The organism is Owariibacterium komagatae, from assembly GCF_045865535.1.
GTDB classification, from domain to species: Bacteria; Bacillota; Clostridia; order Oscillospirales; family Ruminococcaceae; genus Ruthenibacterium; species Ruthenibacterium komagatae.
In genome coordinates this window covers 233,980-255,380 of record NZ_AP031406.1, presented here as the reverse complement: position 1 = coordinate 255,380, position 21,401 = coordinate 233,980, and the positions used below count along the sequence as shown (strand labels likewise).

The 21,401-nt window shown below is 52.3% G+C and carries 20 protein-coding genes; all 20 read right to left on the bottom strand.

What is annotated here, in order from left to right; translation table 11 throughout:
* Positions 1 to 5: 5 nt before the first annotated feature.
* The 20 genes from ACKTS9_RS01340 to ACKTS9_RS01245 all read right to left on the bottom strand — a co-directional run bounded on the left by ACKTS9_RS01340 (position 6) and on the right by ACKTS9_RS01245 (position 21,273).
* Entirely contained in the window at positions 6 to 395 is a 390-nt protein-coding gene (locus ACKTS9_RS01340) for a hypothetical protein (RefSeq protein WP_407878516.1), read from the bottom strand.
* A 76-nt stretch (positions 396 to 471) separates the two neighbouring features.
* Positions 472 to 888: a hypothetical protein gene (locus ACKTS9_RS01335; protein WP_087293788.1), complete on the bottom strand. Its 417-nt coding sequence runs from the start codon at positions 886 to 888 to the stop codon at positions 472 to 474.
* Positions 889 to 940: 52 nt separating this feature from the next.
* Complete coding sequence (locus ACKTS9_RS01330) at positions 941 to 2,410, bottom strand: RRXRR domain-containing protein (RefSeq protein ID WP_407878514.1); 1,470 nt, start codon at positions 2,408 to 2,410, stop codon at positions 941 to 943.
* 274 nt (positions 2,411 to 2,684) lie between these two features.
* Positions 2,685 to 3,128 carry an AAA family ATPase gene (locus ACKTS9_RS01325; RefSeq protein WP_407878512.1) on the bottom strand — a complete coding sequence of 148 codons (444 nt, stop codon included), beginning with the start codon at positions 3,126 to 3,128 and terminating at the stop codon, positions 2,685 to 2,687.
* A 124-nt stretch (positions 3,129 to 3,252) separates the two neighbouring features.
* On the bottom strand, positions 3,253 to 3,705 hold the full coding sequence (locus ACKTS9_RS01320) for a hypothetical protein (protein WP_087293785.1): 453 nt from the start codon (positions 3,703 to 3,705) through the stop codon (positions 3,253 to 3,255).
* Positions 3,702 to 4,397: a TraX family protein gene (locus ACKTS9_RS01315; RefSeq protein ID WP_407878509.1), complete on the bottom strand. Its 696-nt coding sequence runs from the start codon at positions 4,395 to 4,397 to the stop codon at positions 3,702 to 3,704. Before ACKTS9_RS01315 ends, ACKTS9_RS01320 begins: the two co-directional genes overlap by 4 nt.
* Positions 4,390 to 4,524 (bottom strand): hypothetical protein, encoded by a 135-nt coding sequence (locus ACKTS9_RS01310; RefSeq protein ID WP_407878507.1) that lies wholly within the window; start codon positions 4,522 to 4,524, stop codon positions 4,390 to 4,392. Before ACKTS9_RS01310 ends, ACKTS9_RS01315 begins: the two co-directional genes overlap by 8 nt.
* 3 nt (positions 4,525 to 4,527) lie before the next feature.
* Positions 4,528 to 5,205, bottom strand: coding sequence for a hypothetical protein (locus ACKTS9_RS01305; RefSeq protein ID WP_407878505.1), 678 nt, complete (start codon positions 5,203 to 5,205; stop codon positions 4,528 to 4,530).
* Positions 5,206 to 5,254: 49 nt separating this feature from the next.
* The gene (gene iscB, locus ACKTS9_RS01300) at positions 5,255 to 6,520 is read right to left on the bottom strand and encodes an RNA-guided endonuclease IscB (RefSeq protein WP_407878503.1); all 1,266 of its coding nucleotides are present in this window, start codon (positions 6,518 to 6,520) and stop codon (positions 5,255 to 5,257) included.
* 387 nt (positions 6,521 to 6,907) lie between these two features.
* A complete protein-coding gene (locus tag ACKTS9_RS01295) occupies positions 6,908 to 7,744 on the bottom strand; it encodes a class B sortase (RefSeq protein ID WP_407878501.1) in 837 nt (278 codons plus the stop codon).
* Complete coding sequence (locus ACKTS9_RS01290) at positions 7,725 to 8,078, bottom strand: hypothetical protein (protein WP_087293778.1); 354 nt, start codon at positions 8,076 to 8,078, stop codon at positions 7,725 to 7,727. Before ACKTS9_RS01290 ends, ACKTS9_RS01295 begins: the two co-directional genes overlap by 20 nt.
* 29 nt (positions 8,079 to 8,107) lie before the next feature.
* Positions 8,108 to 8,686 carry a hypothetical protein gene (locus tag ACKTS9_RS01285; protein WP_407878499.1) on the bottom strand — a complete coding sequence of 193 codons (579 nt, stop codon included), beginning with the start codon at positions 8,684 to 8,686 and terminating at the stop codon, positions 8,108 to 8,110.
* Positions 8,687 to 8,913: 227 nt separating this feature from the next.
* Positions 8,914 to 10,476, bottom strand: a complete 1,563-nt coding sequence (locus ACKTS9_RS01280) for a hypothetical protein (protein WP_407878497.1) — start codon at positions 10,474 to 10,476, stop codon at positions 8,914 to 8,916.
* 2,257 nt (positions 10,477 to 12,733) lie between these two features.
* Positions 12,734 to 13,651 carry a type I-C CRISPR-associated protein Cas7/Csd2 gene (gene cas7c / locus ACKTS9_RS01275; protein ID WP_407878495.1) on the bottom strand — a complete coding sequence of 306 codons (918 nt, stop codon included), beginning with the start codon at positions 13,649 to 13,651 and terminating at the stop codon, positions 12,734 to 12,736.
* A gap of 2 nt (positions 13,652 to 13,653) precedes the next feature.
* A complete protein-coding gene (locus ACKTS9_RS01270; protein WP_407878493.1) occupies positions 13,654 to 15,456 on the bottom strand; it encodes a type I-C CRISPR-associated protein Cas8c/Csd1 in 1,803 nt (600 codons plus the stop codon).
* Positions 15,437 to 16,180 (bottom strand): CRISPR-associated protein Cas5, encoded by a 744-nt coding sequence (gene cas5, locus ACKTS9_RS01265; RefSeq protein WP_205456601.1) that lies wholly within the window; start codon positions 16,178 to 16,180, stop codon positions 15,437 to 15,439. The genes ACKTS9_RS01270 and cas5 overlap by 20 nt, the downstream gene beginning before the upstream one ends.
* 22 nt (positions 16,181 to 16,202) lie before the next feature.
* A complete protein-coding gene (locus ACKTS9_RS01260) occupies positions 16,203 to 16,436 on the bottom strand; it encodes a hypothetical protein (RefSeq protein ID WP_158097935.1) in 234 nt (77 codons plus the stop codon).
* 5 nt (positions 16,437 to 16,441) lie between these two features.
* Positions 16,442 to 17,827: a CCA tRNA nucleotidyltransferase gene (locus ACKTS9_RS01255; protein ID WP_407878490.1), complete on the bottom strand. Its 1,386-nt coding sequence runs from the start codon at positions 17,825 to 17,827 to the stop codon at positions 16,442 to 16,444.
* Positions 17,828 to 17,863: 36 nt separating this feature from the next.
* On the bottom strand, positions 17,864 to 18,958 hold the full coding sequence (locus ACKTS9_RS01250) for a hypothetical protein (protein WP_407878488.1): 1,095 nt from the start codon (positions 18,956 to 18,958) through the stop codon (positions 17,864 to 17,866).
* 26 nt (positions 18,959 to 18,984) lie between these two features.
* A complete protein-coding gene (locus tag ACKTS9_RS01245) occupies positions 18,985 to 21,273 on the bottom strand; it encodes an ATP-dependent helicase (protein ID WP_407878486.1) in 2,289 nt (762 codons plus the stop codon).
* Between the last annotated feature and the right edge of the window lie 128 nt (positions 21,274 to 21,401).

Here is a 21,401-nt window from a genome sequence, read left to right as displayed (position 1 = left end):
CTCCGTTATTTTTTGATATAGTTCTGGACCATCGTGCTTGCACAGATGGTTTTCACTTCTTCCCAACGATTCGCGAAACTGTCGGGGTATTCGACCGCCGGAGTTTCTTCCAGCTGCTCGATGATTCCCAAAAGTTCCGGCAGTTCAATCGGCCGATGAGTCGCGGGGAAATCGGGAAAATTCAGATTACGCGCCGTTAAATCCATACTGGGCGTCATTTTGATTTCAAGTTTACAGAGGCCGTTATCGAAAATGATGGCATGGTCTTCGTTCATATACAGATATCGAAGCAGGATTTGGATTTCATCAAAACCCCGGGTCAAAATATCCCTGGTGCGAAACGAACTGTAAACCGTGCGGTCGTACTGAGCCGTACAAGGCTTTACTTTTTCCATAGCGTATGTCCTTTCATTTTTCTGGCGCTCTCTCCCCCCGCCTGAAGGCTGAGGAGGAATGCACCAAAGTTTTTGCTCATTCGATATCTGCAATCGACTCCAGGTAGCAGTTATAGTAGGTGTAACGCCTTCCGTTGTAATCAAAGACTACATACCCGCCGTCGTTTCCCTCAATATCAATAACGCCTGTATAGGTGCGGATGACTTCCCCATCCGCATTGAGAATATTGATGGTTCGTTCAAGCCCATTGTTGATATTACTCTGCTGGTCGATAACTGCTCTGCGACCCTCAGCCGTTTCAGTATAATACCAATGCAAGCCAGCAAACGCACCTATAATGAGCGACCCGGCGACCAAAACTACTCCCAGACTTGTAAAAATCCGCTTTTTACTGCGAGCCATATTTTCGTTCACAAAGAGAAACGCCACAGCAGTAAATACAATTACGCATGCGGTGACGATACCGAAAATAGCCCAGCCTTTAATAGTCATAACTTTTCCTCCTAATTCAGGGCTTCCAAACTTTCTGTGTGTTTTTTGCGATTCACACCACCACAAGACCTGTGGAGCGAGCCAGCAAGATACACTTATTTGAATGGGAGCGGTTTCCTTTTGTATCAAAGTAATAATCAACTTTGCCGTTATGAAAGCCCGCTGAATGGTCCAGTACACCGACTGTACCGTCGAACAAAATAATGCTGCCCGGCATCCAGCGGTCCTGCCGCTTGTAGACGGGCTTATGCTCCTTCACGACGAGCTGGGAAACGTCGCCGCCTTTGGCGACAAATTCTTCCAGGCTATCGGAAAATTGCTCGGTAGCCTTGTGCCGGTTTTTCGCCACCAGTTTGCCGTCGAGGTAATATTTCCTGTCGAGCATAGCCTGATGGACAGCCTGCCGGTCGTGGCGTCGGAACTGTCGAATCTCAAACATCTGTTCAGGGACAGAGACCTTCGCCGTCGGCAAAATCGAGCATGCAATGCAGTACGCATCGCTGTGGTGCGTTTTCTCCACGCCATTGGCATCGCGGAACGCTTTCGTGCTTTGGCCTTCGGTCACGAAACAGTGCCCGGGGAAGGCCGTTGCCAACTCGCGCTCCAGACGAGGGATGATTTGGTTCAACACACTCAGCGCATGATACTTTTTGTTGGCGCCGGCTTTCTTTCTGGTGAGTTTTTCGCGCCATGCGGCGTCCGTATGCACGAGCCCATGATGTTTTTTACACACGCCTACACGGTTTTCCAGCGTGTTGGAACCACCTTTGCTGACGGGCACGACATGGTGATAATGCGCGATGGGCTTTTTGCAGAAGATGCAATGACCCTCTTGTAAGCGGAATACCACATCCTCCACCGAGCTAAAGCCATGAAGCGACCCCTTTTGGTATTCCCAGCGCCTGATGTTCGGATTGTCTATTGCCATGAAGGCAAATTTGTTCAACTCCAGAACAACGTCGCTGAGGGGAATGAACTTCTGGATTTTCTTCACAACGTTCAGATGGGTCAGCAGCAGCTGATTCGCCGTCGGAGTCAGCCATCCAGCGGGACGTTTGCGGTTGTTGAACCGCACTTCTTTATTACGGATGAGCTTGCACTCGATGGGTTCCTCACATCCGGGCAGAACTCGCTTGATGGAGCCGCCGGGAATAACCGTCCCAGCTTTCTTTGCCCTGCGCTGACGAACCTTGCGGCGGCCCAGGCGGCGGTGTGCCTGCCGGAACGCCCTGCGGCTTGTCATCAGCTTCGGGATTTCCTTATTCCGAGTTCTGACCTCGGCGCTAAACACAGGTTCGCCGTCCTCTTTGACAACAGCGACGCCGATGTTCGTGCGCCCGGGGTCGATACCCAGGACCAGAGGCTGCTTTTCTTCGGGGCATTCATACAGCAGTTGGATGGTAAACGGCTTTGTTGCCACGACCTTCGCTTTCTTCTGTTTGAGAAGATGGCGCACATGGCCGCAGCGGGTCGTGGGCATCAAAGGTTTACCAGCTTTCGATAACACATATACTGCGGCCATGTGAGCCACTCCTTTCGTTAAGACTCCGCGTCCGGGATTGCTCCCGTCACGGGTGATGTTTCCCCTGGCTGGACGTTCACTAAGCAGTATGAGTCCGAAGACTCGTGCGGAGCTGGGATAACCACCGCAGTGCTCGCTGCGGAGACCGCAGCATGAACGTCCGCTTTTGGAGTACCTGCCATCCATGCGACCAACGCACAGATGGCGGGTATCCTTGCCTGCGCCCCTTAACCGTCCGAGGGATTAACCACACGTAAAGTTAATGGGCCCAATCTCAGAATTTTAAGCAAATGATTTCGTCGAATCCTTCATCCGAAGACAGCGGCTCAAAATGCAAGCGATTTGCCATCCGTCGAATGACGTGCTCAGGAACATGGCGTTCCCGTTTCAGATTGTTTTGCAGAGCTTTTTCCAGCGGTACATCAGCAAGGACGGCGACTTTTGTCGTCCCGGTCGGTGCGTTGCGAAGAGTCTCCAGCCGGCTATTCAAAGATACATGGGTAGCATCCGCGATAACATCTCGGCCGGCGGCCAAAGCCAAACGGATTCTCTGATGAAACTCAGCAAAAACCATTTTCGGGGATTTCTGCACCTTTGCAGAACCAAAGAACTCTTCCCGAATTGCATCGGAACTTACAACAACAGCGTTTTTCTGATGACTCGCCCAGGTCGATTTTCCCGAAGCGGGAATCCCCACCATAACATACAGCGTAGGCATTTTACAAATCCTCCTAAAATTATGTACTTTCAAAGAAAAATGCGGATGCGCACCACTTTCGTGACACAGCATCCGCATTTGATTCTTTGATGATGACATTATACCCTGTTTTTCGGGGCGAGCGTTAGCTCTTCGCAGCTTCTGCCCGGGCAGCTTCGACCTCGGACTGCGCTTCGGCTATATTCTCCCGCAGCTCCTCTTCAGACATACCGACGTCATTTAGCATAAAGTCCACAAAATCCTCGTTTTCCATCAGGTCGTTTGGCTCATCCGCTTCGGCCAACCATTCGGCCATTCGGTCTTCGATTCCATCCGGCACAGCAGTTTCGGACAGAGCCGACTCAAAGTGTTGGCTCTCATCAGCATTCGCGGCACTCTCTGGCGTCGGAACGAACTGTTCCGAATCGGCACTTTGCGAGATAGCGGGCGCAGGAGGATATTCGTCGTTTTTCGTCCGCTGGATTTGCAAAATCGCCGTCCCAATAGATAGTCCGCAGAGGGCCAGGATGACGATGAATCCAGATATGGCCTGAGTTTTTCGGGGCAAACCGTTAAACCACGACACAAACTTTTTCACACAATCACATCCTTGATGATTCCCAGCACAAATAAGTGTGCCGGATAATAAAGATATAAGCAGGACCGGAGGGCCTTCGGCTGCCTTCCCTGTTTCCCGCTGTATGCCAGCAGCAGCGGAATCGCCAAAAGGAATCCAAAATTTCGAATAGCTATCGTTCCCGTTAATCCGAACATAAAAATGGCGTACGCTACGCCTATCAGAACGAATGCCGTTATCATCAAAAATCGACGCTTAGGGCAATTCTTGAGAAGGTCGAAAAGAATCGTCCATAGGATTGCGCACCATCCCCAATCGCCTATCAAAGAACAGATGAGAATACAAAAAAGCATAAGCCCTCTTATCGAACTGGGCACGTTGTCCATATGAATCGTACAAAGGGCAAAGAACGCAAGAAGAAGCGTAAAAACTGCACTCGACACCAGATATGGCGTTCCAAAAGCGAACGAAAAGGCAAAATGGGAAATGACCGCCGAGACCCCAAGTCGGAATACGTATTTTCCTCTGTCCTTTGTATACTCGAATCCGTCTGCAAGGAAGCGGGCAAAAAGGGGCATCGAGATACCCCCTGCCAGCAGCATGATTTCCCGAATAATTCCGTCCGTCAGAAGAATTCCTGCGGCATGATTCAAAGTCATGCCCACGACGGCAGCGAATTTTAGTTCTGCCTGAGAGAATCTCAGCTTAGTCACCAGTATCCTCCGCCTTCTTGTGAGGAGTCGGCTGGCGGGCGTTGTTCACGGAAACCAAAGCAAGCATAAAGATGCCCATTGCGACACCGAACCCGGCACCGAGAAAGAAAATCAGAATATCCTCCATCAATTAACCTCCGTTCTCAGGCGCCGAAGTCTCCGCGTTGTCCGCAGCGTTCTCGCTCTGAGCAGCGCTGTTGGTTGTCTCCGTCGCATCAGACGATGCACCCTCACTGGACGGCTCATGTGCTCCTGCGTCCAGCATTCCCTCGCCAGGGAAACCGGCAATCATGGTGTCTTCGCCATCCAACTCGTTTCGAGCAATGATGTCCTCGGCGGATGCACTATTGGGGTTGGGAGTGGGAGTCGGTTCAGCGGTTTCGTCTTCGGGGACTACGATGGCCCCCGTTACGTTCCCCTTTTCGTCCAAGAACCCGCCGTTCAAATACAGTTCGAACAGAGCCTTGACCGAATCAGCGGCATTCAGTTCGTTTTCGGTGCCATCTTCTGCGGAAACCGTTACCATAGAGCACCCGTTTTCATTTACACGAAGCTCTACGCCATCAGCTCCATTGGACTTATCCAGCTCAGTCGCCAGATTTTCCAACGCTTTCTGCATCTCGCTTTCGTCCAGAGACACATTCTTCATAGAGGCACCAGGGTTTGCTCCATCCATCGGGTCCACAGAAGAGGACTCAGATTTGACACCGTTCGGGTTGGAGAAGAAACTGCCGCCCATATACGCGACGCCACAAACAACCACAATGGCACACAGAGCCACAGCAGCGACTACGATGTTCTTTTTCATAAATTTGGCGCAGGAGACCCGCGACTTCAGTCGTGGGAGGAATGCGCCTTCAACTCCTCTCTGTGATATAATTTGTCGCTGCCTCCAGCAGCGTCAGTTTTTTGTAGCTCGCGCTGTTTGAGACAGCGGTTCCGTCGTGCTTTTTAAGGGCAAAGTACCCGCTTGAACGCCTGCCGGTAATGAAGCACTCTTCGCTGTTATACCGGACCTTGTCCCAGAGGCGGAATCCCTTCACCAGGTACGGGGCCTGGTTCTTTTTGCGGATGCCGCCTTTAAGGATTTTTGCCTTGTGGATTTGCCGGTTGTGGTGGCGGAGTGCCCGCGTGCGGAACATCGTATCGCATGACTCTGCGGTTGGGAATCCGGCAATACAGCGAGCATCGTTCACATGACTTTTCGGAATTTTGTTCTTCTCCCGCAACAGCTTGGTGATGTACCCGTAGGTCTGTTCGACGGGGACGTTCAGCTCATCCCACAGGCGGGCCAGCAGCGTGTTGCGCATGATGCCCATGAAGGCAGCGTCACGCAACGGCTTGCCGCGCTTTTTACCCTTTCGCAGTTTGATTTTCCCTTTGTGCAGTGCCTTGTGGCAATGCTCGCACAGGACAATCAGATTGTTGGGAGCGTTCCCGCCGGTTTTCCGGCTCTCCAGATGATGAACATGCAAACGAATCGTTTTTTCAGACGTCGGATGTGCGCCGCAGTGCTGACAAGTGTATCTGTCCCGTTTCAGGACATACTGGCGCACATTGTATTCGTCGTACATCTCGCCGAGCTGGTAGTCTTTGCCCACTGGCAGAGGCTTGCCTTCCAGCATGGCTTTTAGCCGCTGGGTGTCAAATTCGGCGGTTTCCACACGCACCAGCACGATGGGAAGAATCCTGCAAACGCGCTTGATGACGGTGGTGTGTTCCTGGATTTTGACTTCCACCGACGGCGCCAGCCAGCCTTTGTGCTTGCTGTGTACCCGGTTGTTGAAACGCGGTGCCCTGTATCTGGTTTTGCGGTTCCGACGGCTACGGCGGTATTGCCGCCTCGCCGAGAGCAACTCCACCACATCGTTGCGGGGTGTCAGCTCTTCTTTGTAGAGTTCCCTGCTTTCAGTACAGGCAGAAAGTCCCACATGCTTGGAGCCTGCATCCACGCCCAGGACAACGGGTTGCTTGTATCCCGCACTTCCGTGCAGAAGTTTGATTGCGAACGGCGTGCGTTTTACAACGCGAGCCTTTCCTTCTTTCAAAAGCAAGCGAGCCTTCCGTGGGGAACACGGCATCAAAGGCTCGCCGTGCATATTAAGGACATACACATATTGCATGATGCCATACTCCTTCTCAAAATTTGGCGGCTAAAAAGAAGCCACCCTCTCCTTGCGGAGAGTTGGAATCCTTCCCCAAAGTTGCAAACGGTTTTCACAACACACCTGTCGGCTTACCTCGGCCTCCATGATGTGCTGCCGCAGAGCAGCAGATTAGGATTAACGTCCACCGGTGCCTATACATTCGCTTACAACGGGGCGCGACTTAACGCGCACAGGGTAGTCAACACACCCTTTCGGGCACGCCAGAAGCCTTGGGCTCACCGCATTCGACAAGCCCGCGACTTCAGTCGTGGGTTATTGACAATAAAACCTAACCTTTCGTTTTAAGAAACGGCCCCAGCAACGGCCCCAGCGAAAGCTGAGGCCGTCGTTTTATGTTTTCAATTATTTTGCTTTCTCGGCGGACTCAGAGGGTTGAGAAGACTGGGTTGTCTCATGTGTTTCGGTATCTCTGGCGGTATCTTTGGGGACGAGGGTGGTGCTGTCACCGTCCAGTTCTTCGCCGATTAGAACGATTCGTCCGTTCCAAAAACGTTCGTCACAGGTAACGAGGAAAAGATACCGTCCGTTCGGGTCCCGAAACAAATCATCTTGATAAAGAAAGCACTTCTCTTTTAAAATTTGCAGCATCGAACGGGTCTCTTGCGCCCCAGGCTTATTTGCCCATTGCTGGAGATTGACATAATCCGTGTCCGTGGATGAGCCGGAAATAATCATCGCGCCAAACAGGCGGAAAATGTGTGTTCCGGTCTTGTCCTCCCACCGAACAATATTGTTTTCCTCCATGAACTCCTTATTGCGGTACTTATCGAATTCACCAAACATAGTGTCGTCCCGCATATGATGTCCATAGATAATCAAATTGCCGCCAGAGTCCATATTCACGATGGAATCCATAAACAATGTCCCAGCCGTAGCGTGTTCTCCGTAGATATTGGTTCGAAGATATTCGTTATTATCTTCGCCCTGTACCACAGGCCCATCCGCTGTTGTTCCATATACAGTAAGCCAGCCGACGTAGTCCGGATTGATGGCGAGCATGCCCTTTGACCAGTCCTTTTCTTCCTGGGCCATCAACCGAAGTTCCGACAGCTGGTTTACTGTGTGGCGCGTTTTCCATGTATCATAGAGCCTTGTCCCGGCTGCCGCACTGAAACCGAGGAACACAATGAGCAGAAAAACGCTGAGGACTCTGCATACGTTACGAAACAGCTTTTGCATGTCCACGCCGGTCCGCAAAAGCGTATTTGGAGACGGTGAGGAATCCAGCCCCAGTTGCAAGCGCAGCGAGAACCAGAGTGGAAGTGGGAACTCCCTCGTCGCCCATCTTGGGAATATCCTGTTCTACGATATCCGGTGGGATGTACATAAAGAACTGGGTCCCGATTTCCGGGTCCGTGTTGGTGGCCTGGTCCACCTCTTCCGACACAGTAGCCTCGTCAGGTGTCGCTTTGTCAATCGGCAGTTCTTCTGCAAATGCAGGGACCACTGCGCAAGAGACGGTCAGTGCGACCGCAAGGACGATGCCGGCAAGCCGTTTTTTTCGCAATGCCATAGTTTTCACCCCCTGTCTACATCGAAAAATTAGCCAAGGACAGTAATCGTGATGTTAGCGGATGCCTGTCCGACCTCGATGCCAGTTTCAGGGTCATATGCCGTAAACAGTGCGGTCGCTTTATACTCGCCCGCATCGAGGTCAACTTCGAGTTTGTCCGAGTAGATGTTGGAATTGATTGGCATGGGGCCAGAATGGTAAATCTCCTCGCCGGTATCATCCAATGTAATTACAACACGCTGCTCGTACAGGTTGTTGGGATGGTTTTCGATTCTGAGGTCGCCCTCGGAATCTCCGGTCGCAAACACAGGACTCGCATTGATAGAGATTTTCAGCTCGCCCTCCTGAACGATTTCGTTTAAGGCCGCCAGCTTTTCCTCGTTGCTCTTGTCCTCCAGCTGTCCCAGTTTTGCTTTGATTTGCTCCTCAAACTGGACCGCATCGCTCGGGTGCGTGTACTGATACACATAAACACCGCCGATTCCCACCATCAGCGCCAAAACGATGACTGAAATGATAATCAGAATTTTCTTGCGCTTCTTCTTGGGTTTCGGTGCGGTCCCGTTCTCGGTTTCCACAACCAGGGTGTTCTGATTCTGTTCGTCCATAATCGCACATCTCTCCTTTTCTAAATTGGCCGCCCTTAAAAATAAGAACTGCCTCACAACGCATACGCGCTATGTACACGCTCAGAAAAATTTCCGAGCGTGAAACCCTTATCTGTAACAGAAAGCGCCACCGGCGGCAGGATTCCGGCGGCGCCTGCTGTTTCGTTTATTGGGTTTTGATTTGGTGCCCTATATTGGGCGCGACGTCCTGACGAGCGGACCGCCGATTACTTGGCTACTTCGCGGTTGCTTTCCACAACGTTGCCAATATCGGTAGAAGTCTCGCCGTCGCCAGTCTGGAACACCGGGGTCAGAGTGTAGTTCACCTTAACAACACTGGTGCAGCCAGCATCGTTAACGTTACCGCCGGCCATCTGAGCCTTGGTGATTACGGGAAGGGTGGTGGCGTTCTCGGGTTTCACAGAACCGTCTTTCTCAACAGTCTTGGGGGCATCCAGGAACCAGCCGTTCTCGGTGATGTCCATTTTGCCGCTGCACTGAGACAGGTCGATAGCGGAAGCATTGGAGATAGCGGTCTTGGGGGCGATGCTCATTGCCAGCTCACCGCGCTTCAAAGCGGAAACACTGGTGCTTACGGGCTTCAGGCGCCAGGTAGCGGGCTCAGCCTGGAGCTCGGTAACTTTCAGGGCCAGGCCCTCGTCCACAGACTGCTCGCTTTCGTTGGAAACAGCACCAACGCTGAACTCTTTGCCGAAGTTGAAGCCGTTGTGGATGAAGTCCTCACTCAGAGGATGGCTCGGGTCGATGGCGTCCACAGTTTCGCGGAACGCATCGTCGTCCAGAACGCCGGCAGCCTTGAAGGTCCATTCGCCGTCGATGAAGATAACGTAGCACTCGCCGGAAGCGTTGATGTTCTTATCTTCGATGACCAGATAGTTCTCCGGCTCCTGCCAATTCACATTGGGCTCGCCGGTAGCGGTGAATGCGGGGTTGCTGTACCAGTAGGTGTAGGAACCGGTCTCCTCATCGTAAGCGATGGAGTACAGGGTCTCGTCGCTGTGGTTCTCATCGTAAATCTTCGCCATATGGGTGACTTTCACGATGTCCAGAATGGAAGCGCTGGAGGCCCGGTTGATGGTGGACATGTTCTTCAGCCGGTAAGCGTCGGAATCAGGGGTCACGACGTTGCCGGTTCCTCGAAAGCCATACATACACACGTACATGGGGACAGTGGCGTTCAGCTGATAGGTGGTTTTGGTGCCCACCGTGATTTCGTAGTCCACGCGCTCATCGGCGGTGCCGGCCTCCACCTTATCCTCTTCGGTGGTGCCGTCGGGGTCGATACCGTTCTCGATGTTCAGGTAGAACTGAGTCCCCATAGTGGGGTCGGTGTTGGTGGCCTTATCCACGTCCTCGGATACGGTGGCGCTGTCGGAAGTGCCGTGATACCAAGTGTAAGTACCATCGCCTTCGTCGTGGCAGTCGCTCAGGGCAACGAAATGCACTTCGCCATCGGAAGTCGCATAAATGCCGTAATCAACGTTGCCCACGTTGTACTCACTGTCCTTGATGTACTGAGACGGAACGGCCTCCCAGCCGGTGCCATCATCACGGTCGGTGTAAATCACGCGGTCGCCGCTGATTTTGTAGAAGGTCTTCTGGCCGATGGGGGTAACGACCTTGGTGGGGCTCATACCATCATCAGGGTGAGCCTCGATAACCGGATTGGGCTCAGTCATGTCCTCGGCCGCGAAGGCGGGGACGGCGGCGCAGCTCAGAGCCATAGCCACAGCCATTGCGCACGACACGGCGCGTTTGAAATTCTTCATTTTGTTTTCTTCCCTTCTGTGCCCGGCATGCTACCGGTTTTTATTGTTCGAAATGCAATACGCGGCATAAACCTGCCGTTTTGTCGCGCATCAGCTTTCGAACAATATTGTATGCACTTTTCGGGGAAAGAAAAGAGGGCGCAGCGGCTTGATTTCTTACTTTATTTTTAGTTTCACGCACCCGTACAGGGGGCGACCTGGAATGTCTCCATGATGAAAACTGCCGCAACATCATTTTAATTCGCGCACCCATGTGGGCGCGACTGCTATGGTGGACAAATCATGTCGCAAAGGACAGATTTTCTCACATCGTTCCAGTGTATTTCCATTTATTTCGATTTGCGCACCCGTGTGGGGTGCGATGCAGTACGGCACCAACATATGCTGCGGTATGGTTGTATTTCGATTCGCGCACCGCGCACTCGTGTGAGGTGCGCTAAGACCAGAGGAGCTATTATAACCTACTTTCCGGGATTTCAATTCCCACACCCATGTTTGGGTGCGATTTTTGCCACAGAGGCATTTTTATGGTGATTTCGATTCTCGCACCCGCGTGAGGTGCGACATTTGGATTGCCAAGATAATCGCATTTGCCAGATTTCGATTCGCGCACCCGCGCAGGGTGCGACGGTAGTAAGCCCTTTGCGTTTTCTGGCGCAGGGCATTTCGATTCGCGCACCCGTGTGGGCGCGACTACTTGCGTGTTACAGGTCAGCTTGGCGTGTTTTGATTCACGTACCCGTGTGAGGTGCGACGTCAAGTATAACTACTTTTCGGGGCGAGTGTTACTATTTCGATTCGCGCACTCGCGAAGGGTGCGACGCGGCGGTATTGCGGAAAATTCATTCTCCGGCAATAATTTTGATTCACGCACCCGCGTGAGGTGCGACCCTCATACTCAACAGTTTGAAATGTGGGAGTGTCATTTCGATTCGCGCACCCGCGCAGGGTGCGACATGGCGGGGATATCTGCGGCAGCGCCGTTGTCCAATTTCGATTCGCGCACCCGCGTGAGGTGCGACGGATGGGCTGTCGGCTGGCTTGTGATTTTGAGTCATTTCGATTCGCGCATCCGCGTGAGGTACGACATTTGGATTGCCAAGATAATCGCATTTGCCACATTTCGATTCGCGCACCCGTGCAGGGTGCGACACTTCCGTATGCTTTTTCGATGTGCGCGGTTGGATTTCGATTCGCGCACCCGCGTGAGGTGCGACATTTGGATTGCCAAGATAATCGCATTTGCCAAATTTCGATTCGCGCACCCGTACAGGGTGCGACCCGGGACGTATCATACGCAGATGGCTCTTTTTCGGTTTTGATTCGCGCACCCGCGCAGGGTGCGACATTCCGGGCCGCTTTCTTCTACGGGACGGGTTCGGATTTCGATTCGCGCACCCAAGTGGGGTGCGACGCTGTTGTCAAGCCTCCTATCGCTAAGTTTTGATTCACGCACCCGCGTAAGGTGCGACCTGTAACCCTTGACCTCTGCCCCGTCCTTGGTTGCATTTCGATTCGCGCACCCGCGTAGGGTGCGACCCAAATCATCCGCGCCTAACACGAGCTCTGCTGGTTTCTATTCGCGCACCCGCGAAGGGTGCGGCCTTCTCCGGGAAAGCCGGGGTAATTGCGGGGTCTATATTTCGATTCGCGCACCCGTGCAGAGTGCGACGTATTCCAGTAGCAGCCAGAAAGAAGAAAGTATTGTTTTGATTCGCGCACCCGCGTGAGGTGCGACAAAGACACCAGCGGCGAATGGTATATTTCGATTCACGCACCCGTGTGGGCGCGACTACTTGCGTGTTACAGGTCAGCTTGGCGCGTTTTGATTCGCGCACCCGTGCAGGGTGCGACCCGATGTCTACGATGTGTTTCTGGTGCCATATAGGCGTTTTGATTCGCGCACCCGTGCAGGGTGCGACTCCATATATCGCGCAACCCGACAACTCAAAGCACAACATGTATGTTTTGACAACACGATTTTACTTTTGGATTGCATTGACACAAGTCAAGATAAGTGCGAAGAGACCAGCGCTTTTCGGTTCGCTGTCCCTTCGCACTCAGAACTAAGGTGGTGATGATTATATTTTGATTCACGCACCTGCGTGGGGTCCGATTTTATACCAAGATGCGCCTAATCGACAGACCCATCGGGACATTTCGATTCCCGCGCCCATACAGGGCGCGACATCTCAAACAATGATATGCGCTTTCACGTCCGGATTTCAATTCGCGCACCCGCATAAGGTGCGATAACTCAAACGACAACATGCATTTTTACGTTCGGGGGCAGCAATTCACCGCGCACCCCGACCTCGTAATCCTCATACCGGCTCGGTGCATCCATCCCATTGCAGAGCTTTACATCCACAGTGTCCATCAGCGAGGACAAGTGCGCTTTTCCGCGAGCAGTGGAATGCTCGAACACGACCAGCTTTCGCATGGTCATCAGACCACGGGCAGCACTCTGGTCTTCCTCAAACATCCACTCCAGGGCTTCAATCAGCAAACTCATGTCATCCGCAGAGACCCCAGTCTTCTTTGCGACCTCAGCGGAAACCCGAATAACACCCTTGTACAGACCATACGGCACAATCCAACGGTCGCCCATCGTGCGATTCTTCTCATCCTCGTTGTCCTTGGTGGCAACACAGCGGGTCAGGGTCAGACGCTCAGGTTCGATATCGTGTACGCTATCGCAGAACGTGACCTGAACGGGTCCGCGAATCGCAGCAGAGTATGCGGTATCAGAGAACAGGGTGTTGACGGCGCCAAAAGTGCGGACATCGAAATACCGGGCGCACATGGCATCATGCAGCTCTTTGTCCTTCTCTTTGCCGGAAATCTCTTTCTGCCCCTTCTTGTCCAGCTTCTCAATGCCGATGGACTTCGCCATCTCCTGGCACTTGAAATCCAGGGGCTTACCAGGCCGAATGTAGATATCGTACTTATCGGCCGGCAGCTCGCCCGCCTCGACTTTGCGGAGCACGTAGTCGCGGATTTTCCGCTTGATGCACTCGCCGGTGACAAAGCCACGCATATCACCATCCACACGATGCTGGCGGGGACGGTTGCCCGCATCCGGGTCGCCATTGGGGTTGCCGTCCACCACATCGAACAGGAACAGAATATCGCATTTATTGGTAATGGGGTTCAGAACGGTTTTCTCAGACATAGTTATGCAGCCTCCTCATTGTTTTCGTTCTTCTTTTCCTTTTCGGCCTTCTTTGCGGCCGCATCCTGGATGTACTTATTCCTCTGCTGGTAGTACCCGGTGCAGAACTGTGCCTGCTGAGCGCGGGACAGCTTCCGGGGATACCCTCCATTGGGGAGCAGGTCCACCAGTTCGCCAAGCTCTTTTTCGAGAATGGATGCAAGCCCGGCGGTTTTTTCTCTGGTGTACAGCTTCCGCAGGTACGCACCATTCAGGTCAGCAAACATCAGCGGAAAGAAATCCGCAGGATGCCGCATCGCCTCACCCAGCTTCTGCGCCATAGTCCGCCGGGTCTGTTCTCCGGCTTTCGATGCCCGTTCGATATTCACGGCGGCGGCGAAAATTCGTCCGCAGAGATACCCAGGGTCACGGTTTTCTGTGTCCAACATTTCTGTAACACTCTCCTTTTTATTCTGTATCAGATACGCCCGCAAGAACCCAGCCTGCGAAGCGTTCAGCAAATAGTCCTCTGTTCCCTGCGCCTCATTTTGAATCTGCCGGAGGAGCAGGTCCAGGATTTGCTCGGGGTACTTCCCGTTCGTCATGATGCTGTTGATGATGTCGGCGGTAATCCTGCTCTTATCGGCAATCACACCGCCGTCAGCTTTCTTTTTACAAATCATTTCGTAGATACGATAGAACGGGACACCGCCTCTGCCGCAGATGCGTGTGTTCCAGTAGTGACGGCGAATATTCTCTGTCAGCTCCTGAAACGAACCTTCATAGCAGAACACAGTTCGAATAATGTACCCATCCCGGGAATCAAGCCCAACGATATGCATATAGGCATTGGGGTTGAAGCCTTCCGGCGGAATATCGAGCCCCATGTAAATCCGTTTCAGATATTCGGTCGTCCGATTTCCGGATTCGTCCTTGCCCAGTGCGCCGGTCATGGCGAACAGCAGCGCGGCCTGTTGCGCCTCGTCGCATTCCGTAGACCAGCACAGGATGTTCATGCCGGAATACTTATCATAAAAATTGTGAAGCGGGCTGTGGGTCAGATACTCCAGCGCAGTCGAATACCGGTACACATTCAGCTCGGTCATCGGTGTGCCGTACCCCTGTTCCCTGCCAGTGGCGTGTACACAGGAATTGTTATTGATGGTACACAGAGGAGCCCCGGTGGATGCCGCCCGAATACCTTTGATTTTCGGATGAACACGACAAATCGTCCCGTACTCTCCTGTGATACAATCAATGCCGTGAAGTGTGCTGCCGCTGATGCCCACTTCCTTAATATAGGCATTGTAAGCAGATACACAGGCCCGGTCTTCGGTAGGGGGCACGCCGTTCACTGTAATAAGGATGTTGCCGGTTGCATATTCTGCAAGCAACTCCTTTTGGGATTCGGAAAATTTATCAGACGCCGAAGAAAGGTCCCACGTTCCAAAAAATCGAAGGATTCCTTTGGCGACGGGAGAATCCACGTCTTCCAAAAGTTTTTCTTGGAGACTCTTCATGGCAGCGAATGCCTTGTTTCCGCGTGGGCCGATGCCCAGCAGGTATTCCGCCTTATCCGCAAAAATACAGGGCAGGATGTTGTTCGACCGTACAGGGTGATAAGGCAGAAGCATCCGAGGAACGATTTGCTGCTCTTTCCCCTTCTCGTTCTTCTCGGTATACACATTGGACTTGAGAGAAAGAACCTTGCCTTCCGAATCCACATCGAGGGTCATAGGCACAGCCATTTCTGCCCAACCGAACTGTTCCTCGACCAGTCCGGTATCAAGCAGATACTCATAAAAATCAAGGAGCGCTCGAATCACGTCGGATTTCTCCTTTCGTATAATCAATCAGACCCTGTTCAATTCGAGTCTTTTGGAACATGGCGATAGGGCCTTTGGCTTCACCACGATTCATCTGCGTATAATCGTAGTCGAAGGCCATCCAACCGATATCCCGAGTCATGCCGTTCCCGTCGCTAATATCCAATTTGCTGAAATCGACAGGACGAAACGAAGCCAGACACTCACCCACTCCCAGATACGGGGCCCGGTAGCTGGTCCCATCATGGATATGCCGGGTCAGCTGTTCATAGTAGCTTTTCAGACATTTATCACCCGGCATCGCATCAGGCCGACTCACCAGTGCGACCACAACATCGTACTTGACGTTTCGCAAAAAACGCTGAGTCCGCTGCATACGGTTCAGACCGGCATATACATATGTGCCCACTTCGGCTTTTTTGCGAATGTTAAGTCCGTTGGTGGCGATATTCTCTTCCACAACAGGATTTCGACACAGACAGGCAAGAGGGATGATATTGAACCCCGGATGCCAGTAAATGCTCTGAATGGCATTTCGCAGTGCAGCGAAAGTAGGCGCAGGATACGAACCTTTGTCCACCTGAAACTCCGGTCGGGAAAACAGCGCGTAATCTGCGGAAAACTCCACGCCAACAAGGTCGGAATACATTTTGGGCGCTCCTGCGCTTCGGTCAATCATCCTGGCAATATCCAGGATTCTTTCCGTTTCGAATCTGATTACCATTGTTTCGCTCCTTTTTGGAAAGTTAGTAATCCACACCGTCAATCGGGTCCCAATGACTGAAATTGGCGCGAATGCCAACGATTTTTGCTTGCTGGTCTGAACGAACCATCCGGCCGACCTCTCTTTTATACAAAGGACGCATCCCAGCATTGCGAGCGAGGAATTCGTCCCGAACGCGGGGAGACAAACATACATACACAGTTTTGCCGTCGGTTGCATACCAACGGCGATAGCGCTTTTTTCTTTCTTCTGCCATTGAAATTACCTCATTCCGGCGGCCGCACTCAGCAGCGCCTCTTTCTCGTTCTTTAATTTCCCCTCAACGACATCTTCCAGCAAACTGCGCAGAGTTTTTCCGATTTCCGGTCCCTGCGTATATCCGATTGTCAAGAGGTCTTTCCCTGAAATCGCCAGTTGCTTCAGCGAGAATGCAGATGCTTCAGTGAGAACCATATCCACGCAATCCGAAAAAGTTTTCAGGTCCGCAAATCGCTTTTTGTGAACAGATGCCACATGAGCGGCCGCGTCACATTCCTGCATCTTCATCAACCGCCGCAGCTGTTCTTCGCCTAAACGCAGGAGCCATCGGCGGGCGGATGGCAAAGACGGGTACAGGGTCGCATCGTGATTCTCTACGAGCTGAACGACCGCGCGCCGGTACTCGTTCGGCATTCGCAGGCCACGCAAGATTTCGTCAACTCGTTCAGCGCTGACTTTTGGGTGTCCATAAAAGTGTTCATATCCCTGCTCATCGCATGTCTTCACGGCCGCTTTCCCAAAATCATGGAAAAACAAAGCCGCCCGAGCATATTCGTCCGCCCACTCGGCGGGGAACACCTCTTCCCTCCACGATGCCGCCATAGCATCCATCGTGTGTTCGAATACATTGGCGTAGTGATAGCTGTTGTTCTGGGAGCAGTTCAGGATGTCCTGCAAATATGGGATGATGACGTTCAATACGGCTATGTTTTCCCGTACAACCACAGCTGCATACCGGCCTGCCAGCAGCTTTCTGACCTCTGCTCCCACGCGCTCTTTTGCGATTCCGCCTAACATTCTTGCCTCAGTCGCCATGGCGTACCGAGTATATGACCCAATGCGAAATCCGTACACTGCACTGAATCGAACAGCCCGGAGAATTCGCAGAGCATCCTCGGAGAAGCGAGCATATGCGTCGCCTACACATCGTAGCAGCCGACCCTTGATATCTTCCCGACCACCAAACGGGTCAATGAGTCCTTCAGCCGGATGGTAAGCCATTGCATTCACCGTGAAATCGCGCCGCATCAGGTCTTCTATCAAATCGTCGCTGAATCGAACCGAATCAGGCCGCCGTCCGTCGGAATAAGGGCCATCCACACGGAACGTCGTGACCTCGAATGATTCTCCATTCTCCCGCACGGTTACAGTCCCGTGCTTCAGGCCGGTCGGGATAACCCGTTCTGCACCGAACACATCAATGACCTGCTCAGGCCGGGCGGAAGTGCAGATGTCCCAATCATGCGGCTCAAGGCCGAGAAGAGAATCGCGGACGCATCCACCGACCACATAGGCTGAATGTCCGGCGCCGTTCAATTTGTCCAGCACCCACTGAGCGGGAGACGGGATGGCGATTTCAACGCCCTGGACAACAGATTCTTCAATCAAAACTTCTCACTCACTTTGATTCGACTTGTTCTCAGATTACAAAATTTGGATGATACCGTGCTCCAGGCAGTATTTTACGCCAATGGTGCAGTCTTTATCGGGGAATCGAACATTCACCACTTCTCCGCCCCGGCTCGTCAGGCTCGTGCTCGTCACAACGCCGCGCCCAAAAGAGCGGTGCTGGATGATACTTCCCACAACAAGGTTGTCGTGCGGTTTCTTTTCCCGCTTCAGTTCAGGAAGCTCCAGCTGACCGTTCAGCGTCGTGCGTACAGAAGCGGTCGGTTTTCTCTGGCGCTTCTTGGAAGGTGTATAGACAGGCTCGCCGTAGGCATTGTAGATATAGAATGGGCACTCATTGGGCGTCCGGGCCGAGCTGAGCTCCACCCCTTCCGAAAACTTCTTGAGAGCATAGCAGCTTTTCAGAAAAATCTCCCGGTTCACAGGAAAGCTCTTCTTTTTATAAGAACCATCCATCTTGCGCAGATTCTCACGCAGATAGTCAATGGTGTGGTCTACGCCACCGTCCCCAGCCCCGCTGAACAGGATATGCAGGGCTCTGTCCAGTACGCTCATGGGCACGTCGTCCATAGCGGCCACCATAAACGCTGCCCGGAATCCGGCGCAGCGCATGGAACCGGTCACGCCCCGCGTCTTGCACAGCTTCGGCAGGATGTCTCGAAGTTTTTCTGCATGTTGCCGGAAAAACGCTGCTTTCTCGGGATGCTCTGCGCACTGGAGTTCCGGGCAAAACTGATTCAGGAATTCCAGCGAGGACGTTGCATTGGTGTCTACCCAATCCAGGTCCGGGTAGTTAATAAAGATGGAATCTCGGGAAGAACGCTTGCGGCCGGTGTCCGTCCACTGGCTATCCACGCCATAGACCACAGCGAGTTCAACCGGGATGCCGGCCTTCACAATAGCAGCCAGACGATGCTGGCCGTCTACCAGAATCCCGTCAGAGTTGAATTTGATGGGAGAGCCATCGAATTCCCACTGGCCGCTCTGGATTCGTTCGGCGATTCGTTTCACGTCCGACTTATTGATGGACCTGTTACGAATATTGTGCGTCAACATTTCCGTCGCCATTTCCGGCGTACAGAGAATGGTTTTATACTCGAAATTTTTCACGGCAAAATCCTCCAAAGTTCGCGGGCTTATGACCCGCTAATTTTTTTCATAAGCCCCGCGTTCACAGCGTACCCCGGCGCAATTTTCTTCTCTTCCTTGGCAAACCGAATCCGAAGGATTCCGTTCTTCATCAGCTCCACAACCGTGCCTTCACCGAAAACGGCGTGCTTCACTTTGTCTCCGACACGGAACTCGACCGTTTCGTCAAAGTTGGAAGTAACTTGATGTACACTTGAGCCGGAGAAACTACTGATTCTTTTTGCAGACGATTGTGCAGCGGAAGGGCGTACCGGCCACTGTGGGGCGTTATTGTGCCCTTCATCCCAGAGAGCATCATCCCATTTGGACCAATCATTGTCCCGGGGACGGCGGCTCTTCTCTTTTTGCCATTTCTGCGTTTTCTCCCTGGCGACCGTCTTCGAGGACGAAGCACTTGCTTTCGGCTGGGAGTTCTTCTTGCCCTGATTTCCAGTTCCGAACACAAAATCCGCAAAATCCGAAGTCTGTCCGGCAACTCGAATAATACCAAGCGTTTTTCGGGCACGAGTCATACCAACATAAAACAGACGCCTCTCTTCCTCCAGGTCTGTTTCGCCAACGAGAGGCGTTTCGGTTTGATACGGGTCTACCGGGAACTCCCCATCGTAGACATCTGCAAGGATAACATGGTCATATTCAAGGCCTTTTGCAGAATGAATCGTGGACAGAACGAACGACGCAGGCTCCTTACGGCCGTCTCGAATGATTTTCTGCAGCCGCTCCATGTGAGTAACAAAATCTGTCAACGAAGCATCTTCCTGTGCCAGAAACTCCAACGTATCCAAACGGGCCGTTCCGACTTTACAGGATTTCAGGTAGTCCGCGAATTTCAACTGATACCGGATGGTCTTTAAGGCGTCCACCGCTTTCATGGTCAGCAGCGAAGCAAAGATTCGGCTCAGGTCATGGCACTTGTCATTGCCGGTTACTTCCCCAAGAACATCCAGCAGTGGCTTCTTACTGTATCGCGAGACGGCCGCTTGCGCCTGCTGGCGCCGGACGAACAATCCCAGCTTATAATACAAGGACATGAACGCATCCTTATCGCGAGGATTTAAGGCCAGTCGGACGAAATCCATAACGCCAAGATAAACACGGCCTTTGAAAAACAGACCATCATTTCCTTTTGCCTGATAAGGAATCCCTCGCTTTTCGAGGGCGTCGATGACCGGCAAAGCCGAATCGTTATTCCGGTACAGAACTGTGAGCGGCGAATTGGTCTCCATTGCGGTCTGCCCCATGCCAGCGAGCAATCGGTACTGTTCCAGTCGATTGGCGACCGGAATTGCCCGGATAGCTTCTCCATGCCCGTTTACACCGTGCATTTTCTTGTCTCGACGCGCTTTGTTTTGCCGAATGAATTTTGCAGACGCATCTACGATTTCATCTGTGGAACGATAGTTCGTTTCGATGAGCAGGATTTTCGCTCCCGGCCATTTTTTCTCAAACTCCATCAATTCCTGCGGGCAAGCAGCACGGAATCCGTAAATCGACTGGTCTTCATCGCCGACCATGAAAAGGTTTCGATTTTTCTGTGCCAAGAGGGCGATGATTTCGTGCTGGATTTTGCTCGTATCCTGCGCCTCATCCACGCAGATATGCTTATACTTCTCTTGATACGCATTGAGAATTTGCGGCTCACTGATAAGGATTTGATACGCCATTACAAGCTGGTCGTCAAAATCCATCAGCTGTCTTTCGTTCATTGCAGCCTGATAATCGTTGTAAAGTGTCCATGCAGAAAACGGAAGGTCAAAACCGGCCGCCTCGGTCTGTACTTTATCCATCATCCGGTTCTTAATGTTTGAAATCACCATGCGCATCGTCTTGATATCCGCATCCGTTGGATACGATTGCGCGAGGGTCTTGTAGATATCACGCACAACTGCATCAGACTCCCCCTCTGTTGCCATACGAGGAATCCAGTTGCCCATCTGGCCGTACAAAGCAATGATTTTGTAGCACACGCTGTTGATAGTCCGAAATTCCATCCGGTTGCCGACATCTTTTCCAAATCGGTCAATAAACCGCTGACGCATTTCCTGTGTAGCGGCAACCGTATAAGTCATGGTCAGAATGTCCTCGGGTCTTACTCCGCATCCAAGTACCAGATAGCCAAGCCGAGCAATCAGGGTCGTGGTTTTGCCGCTTCCCGGAACGGCGAGCAGAAGAACCGGACCATCAGTGGTACTCGCTGCTGTTCGCTGCTGCGGGTCCAGATGGTTCAGCCGGTAATGCTGGAGGAATTTTTCAAATATCATCATAATTTCACTCATTTTTATCTCCCGAAAACTTCTATCGCACACAGATTTTTCGCAGCAGCCATCCGCAAAAAATCCGTTTTATTCCCTTTCACTTTCCTTAATTATACCACATAATTTCATTTGCGTCAATTTTGTTTGAT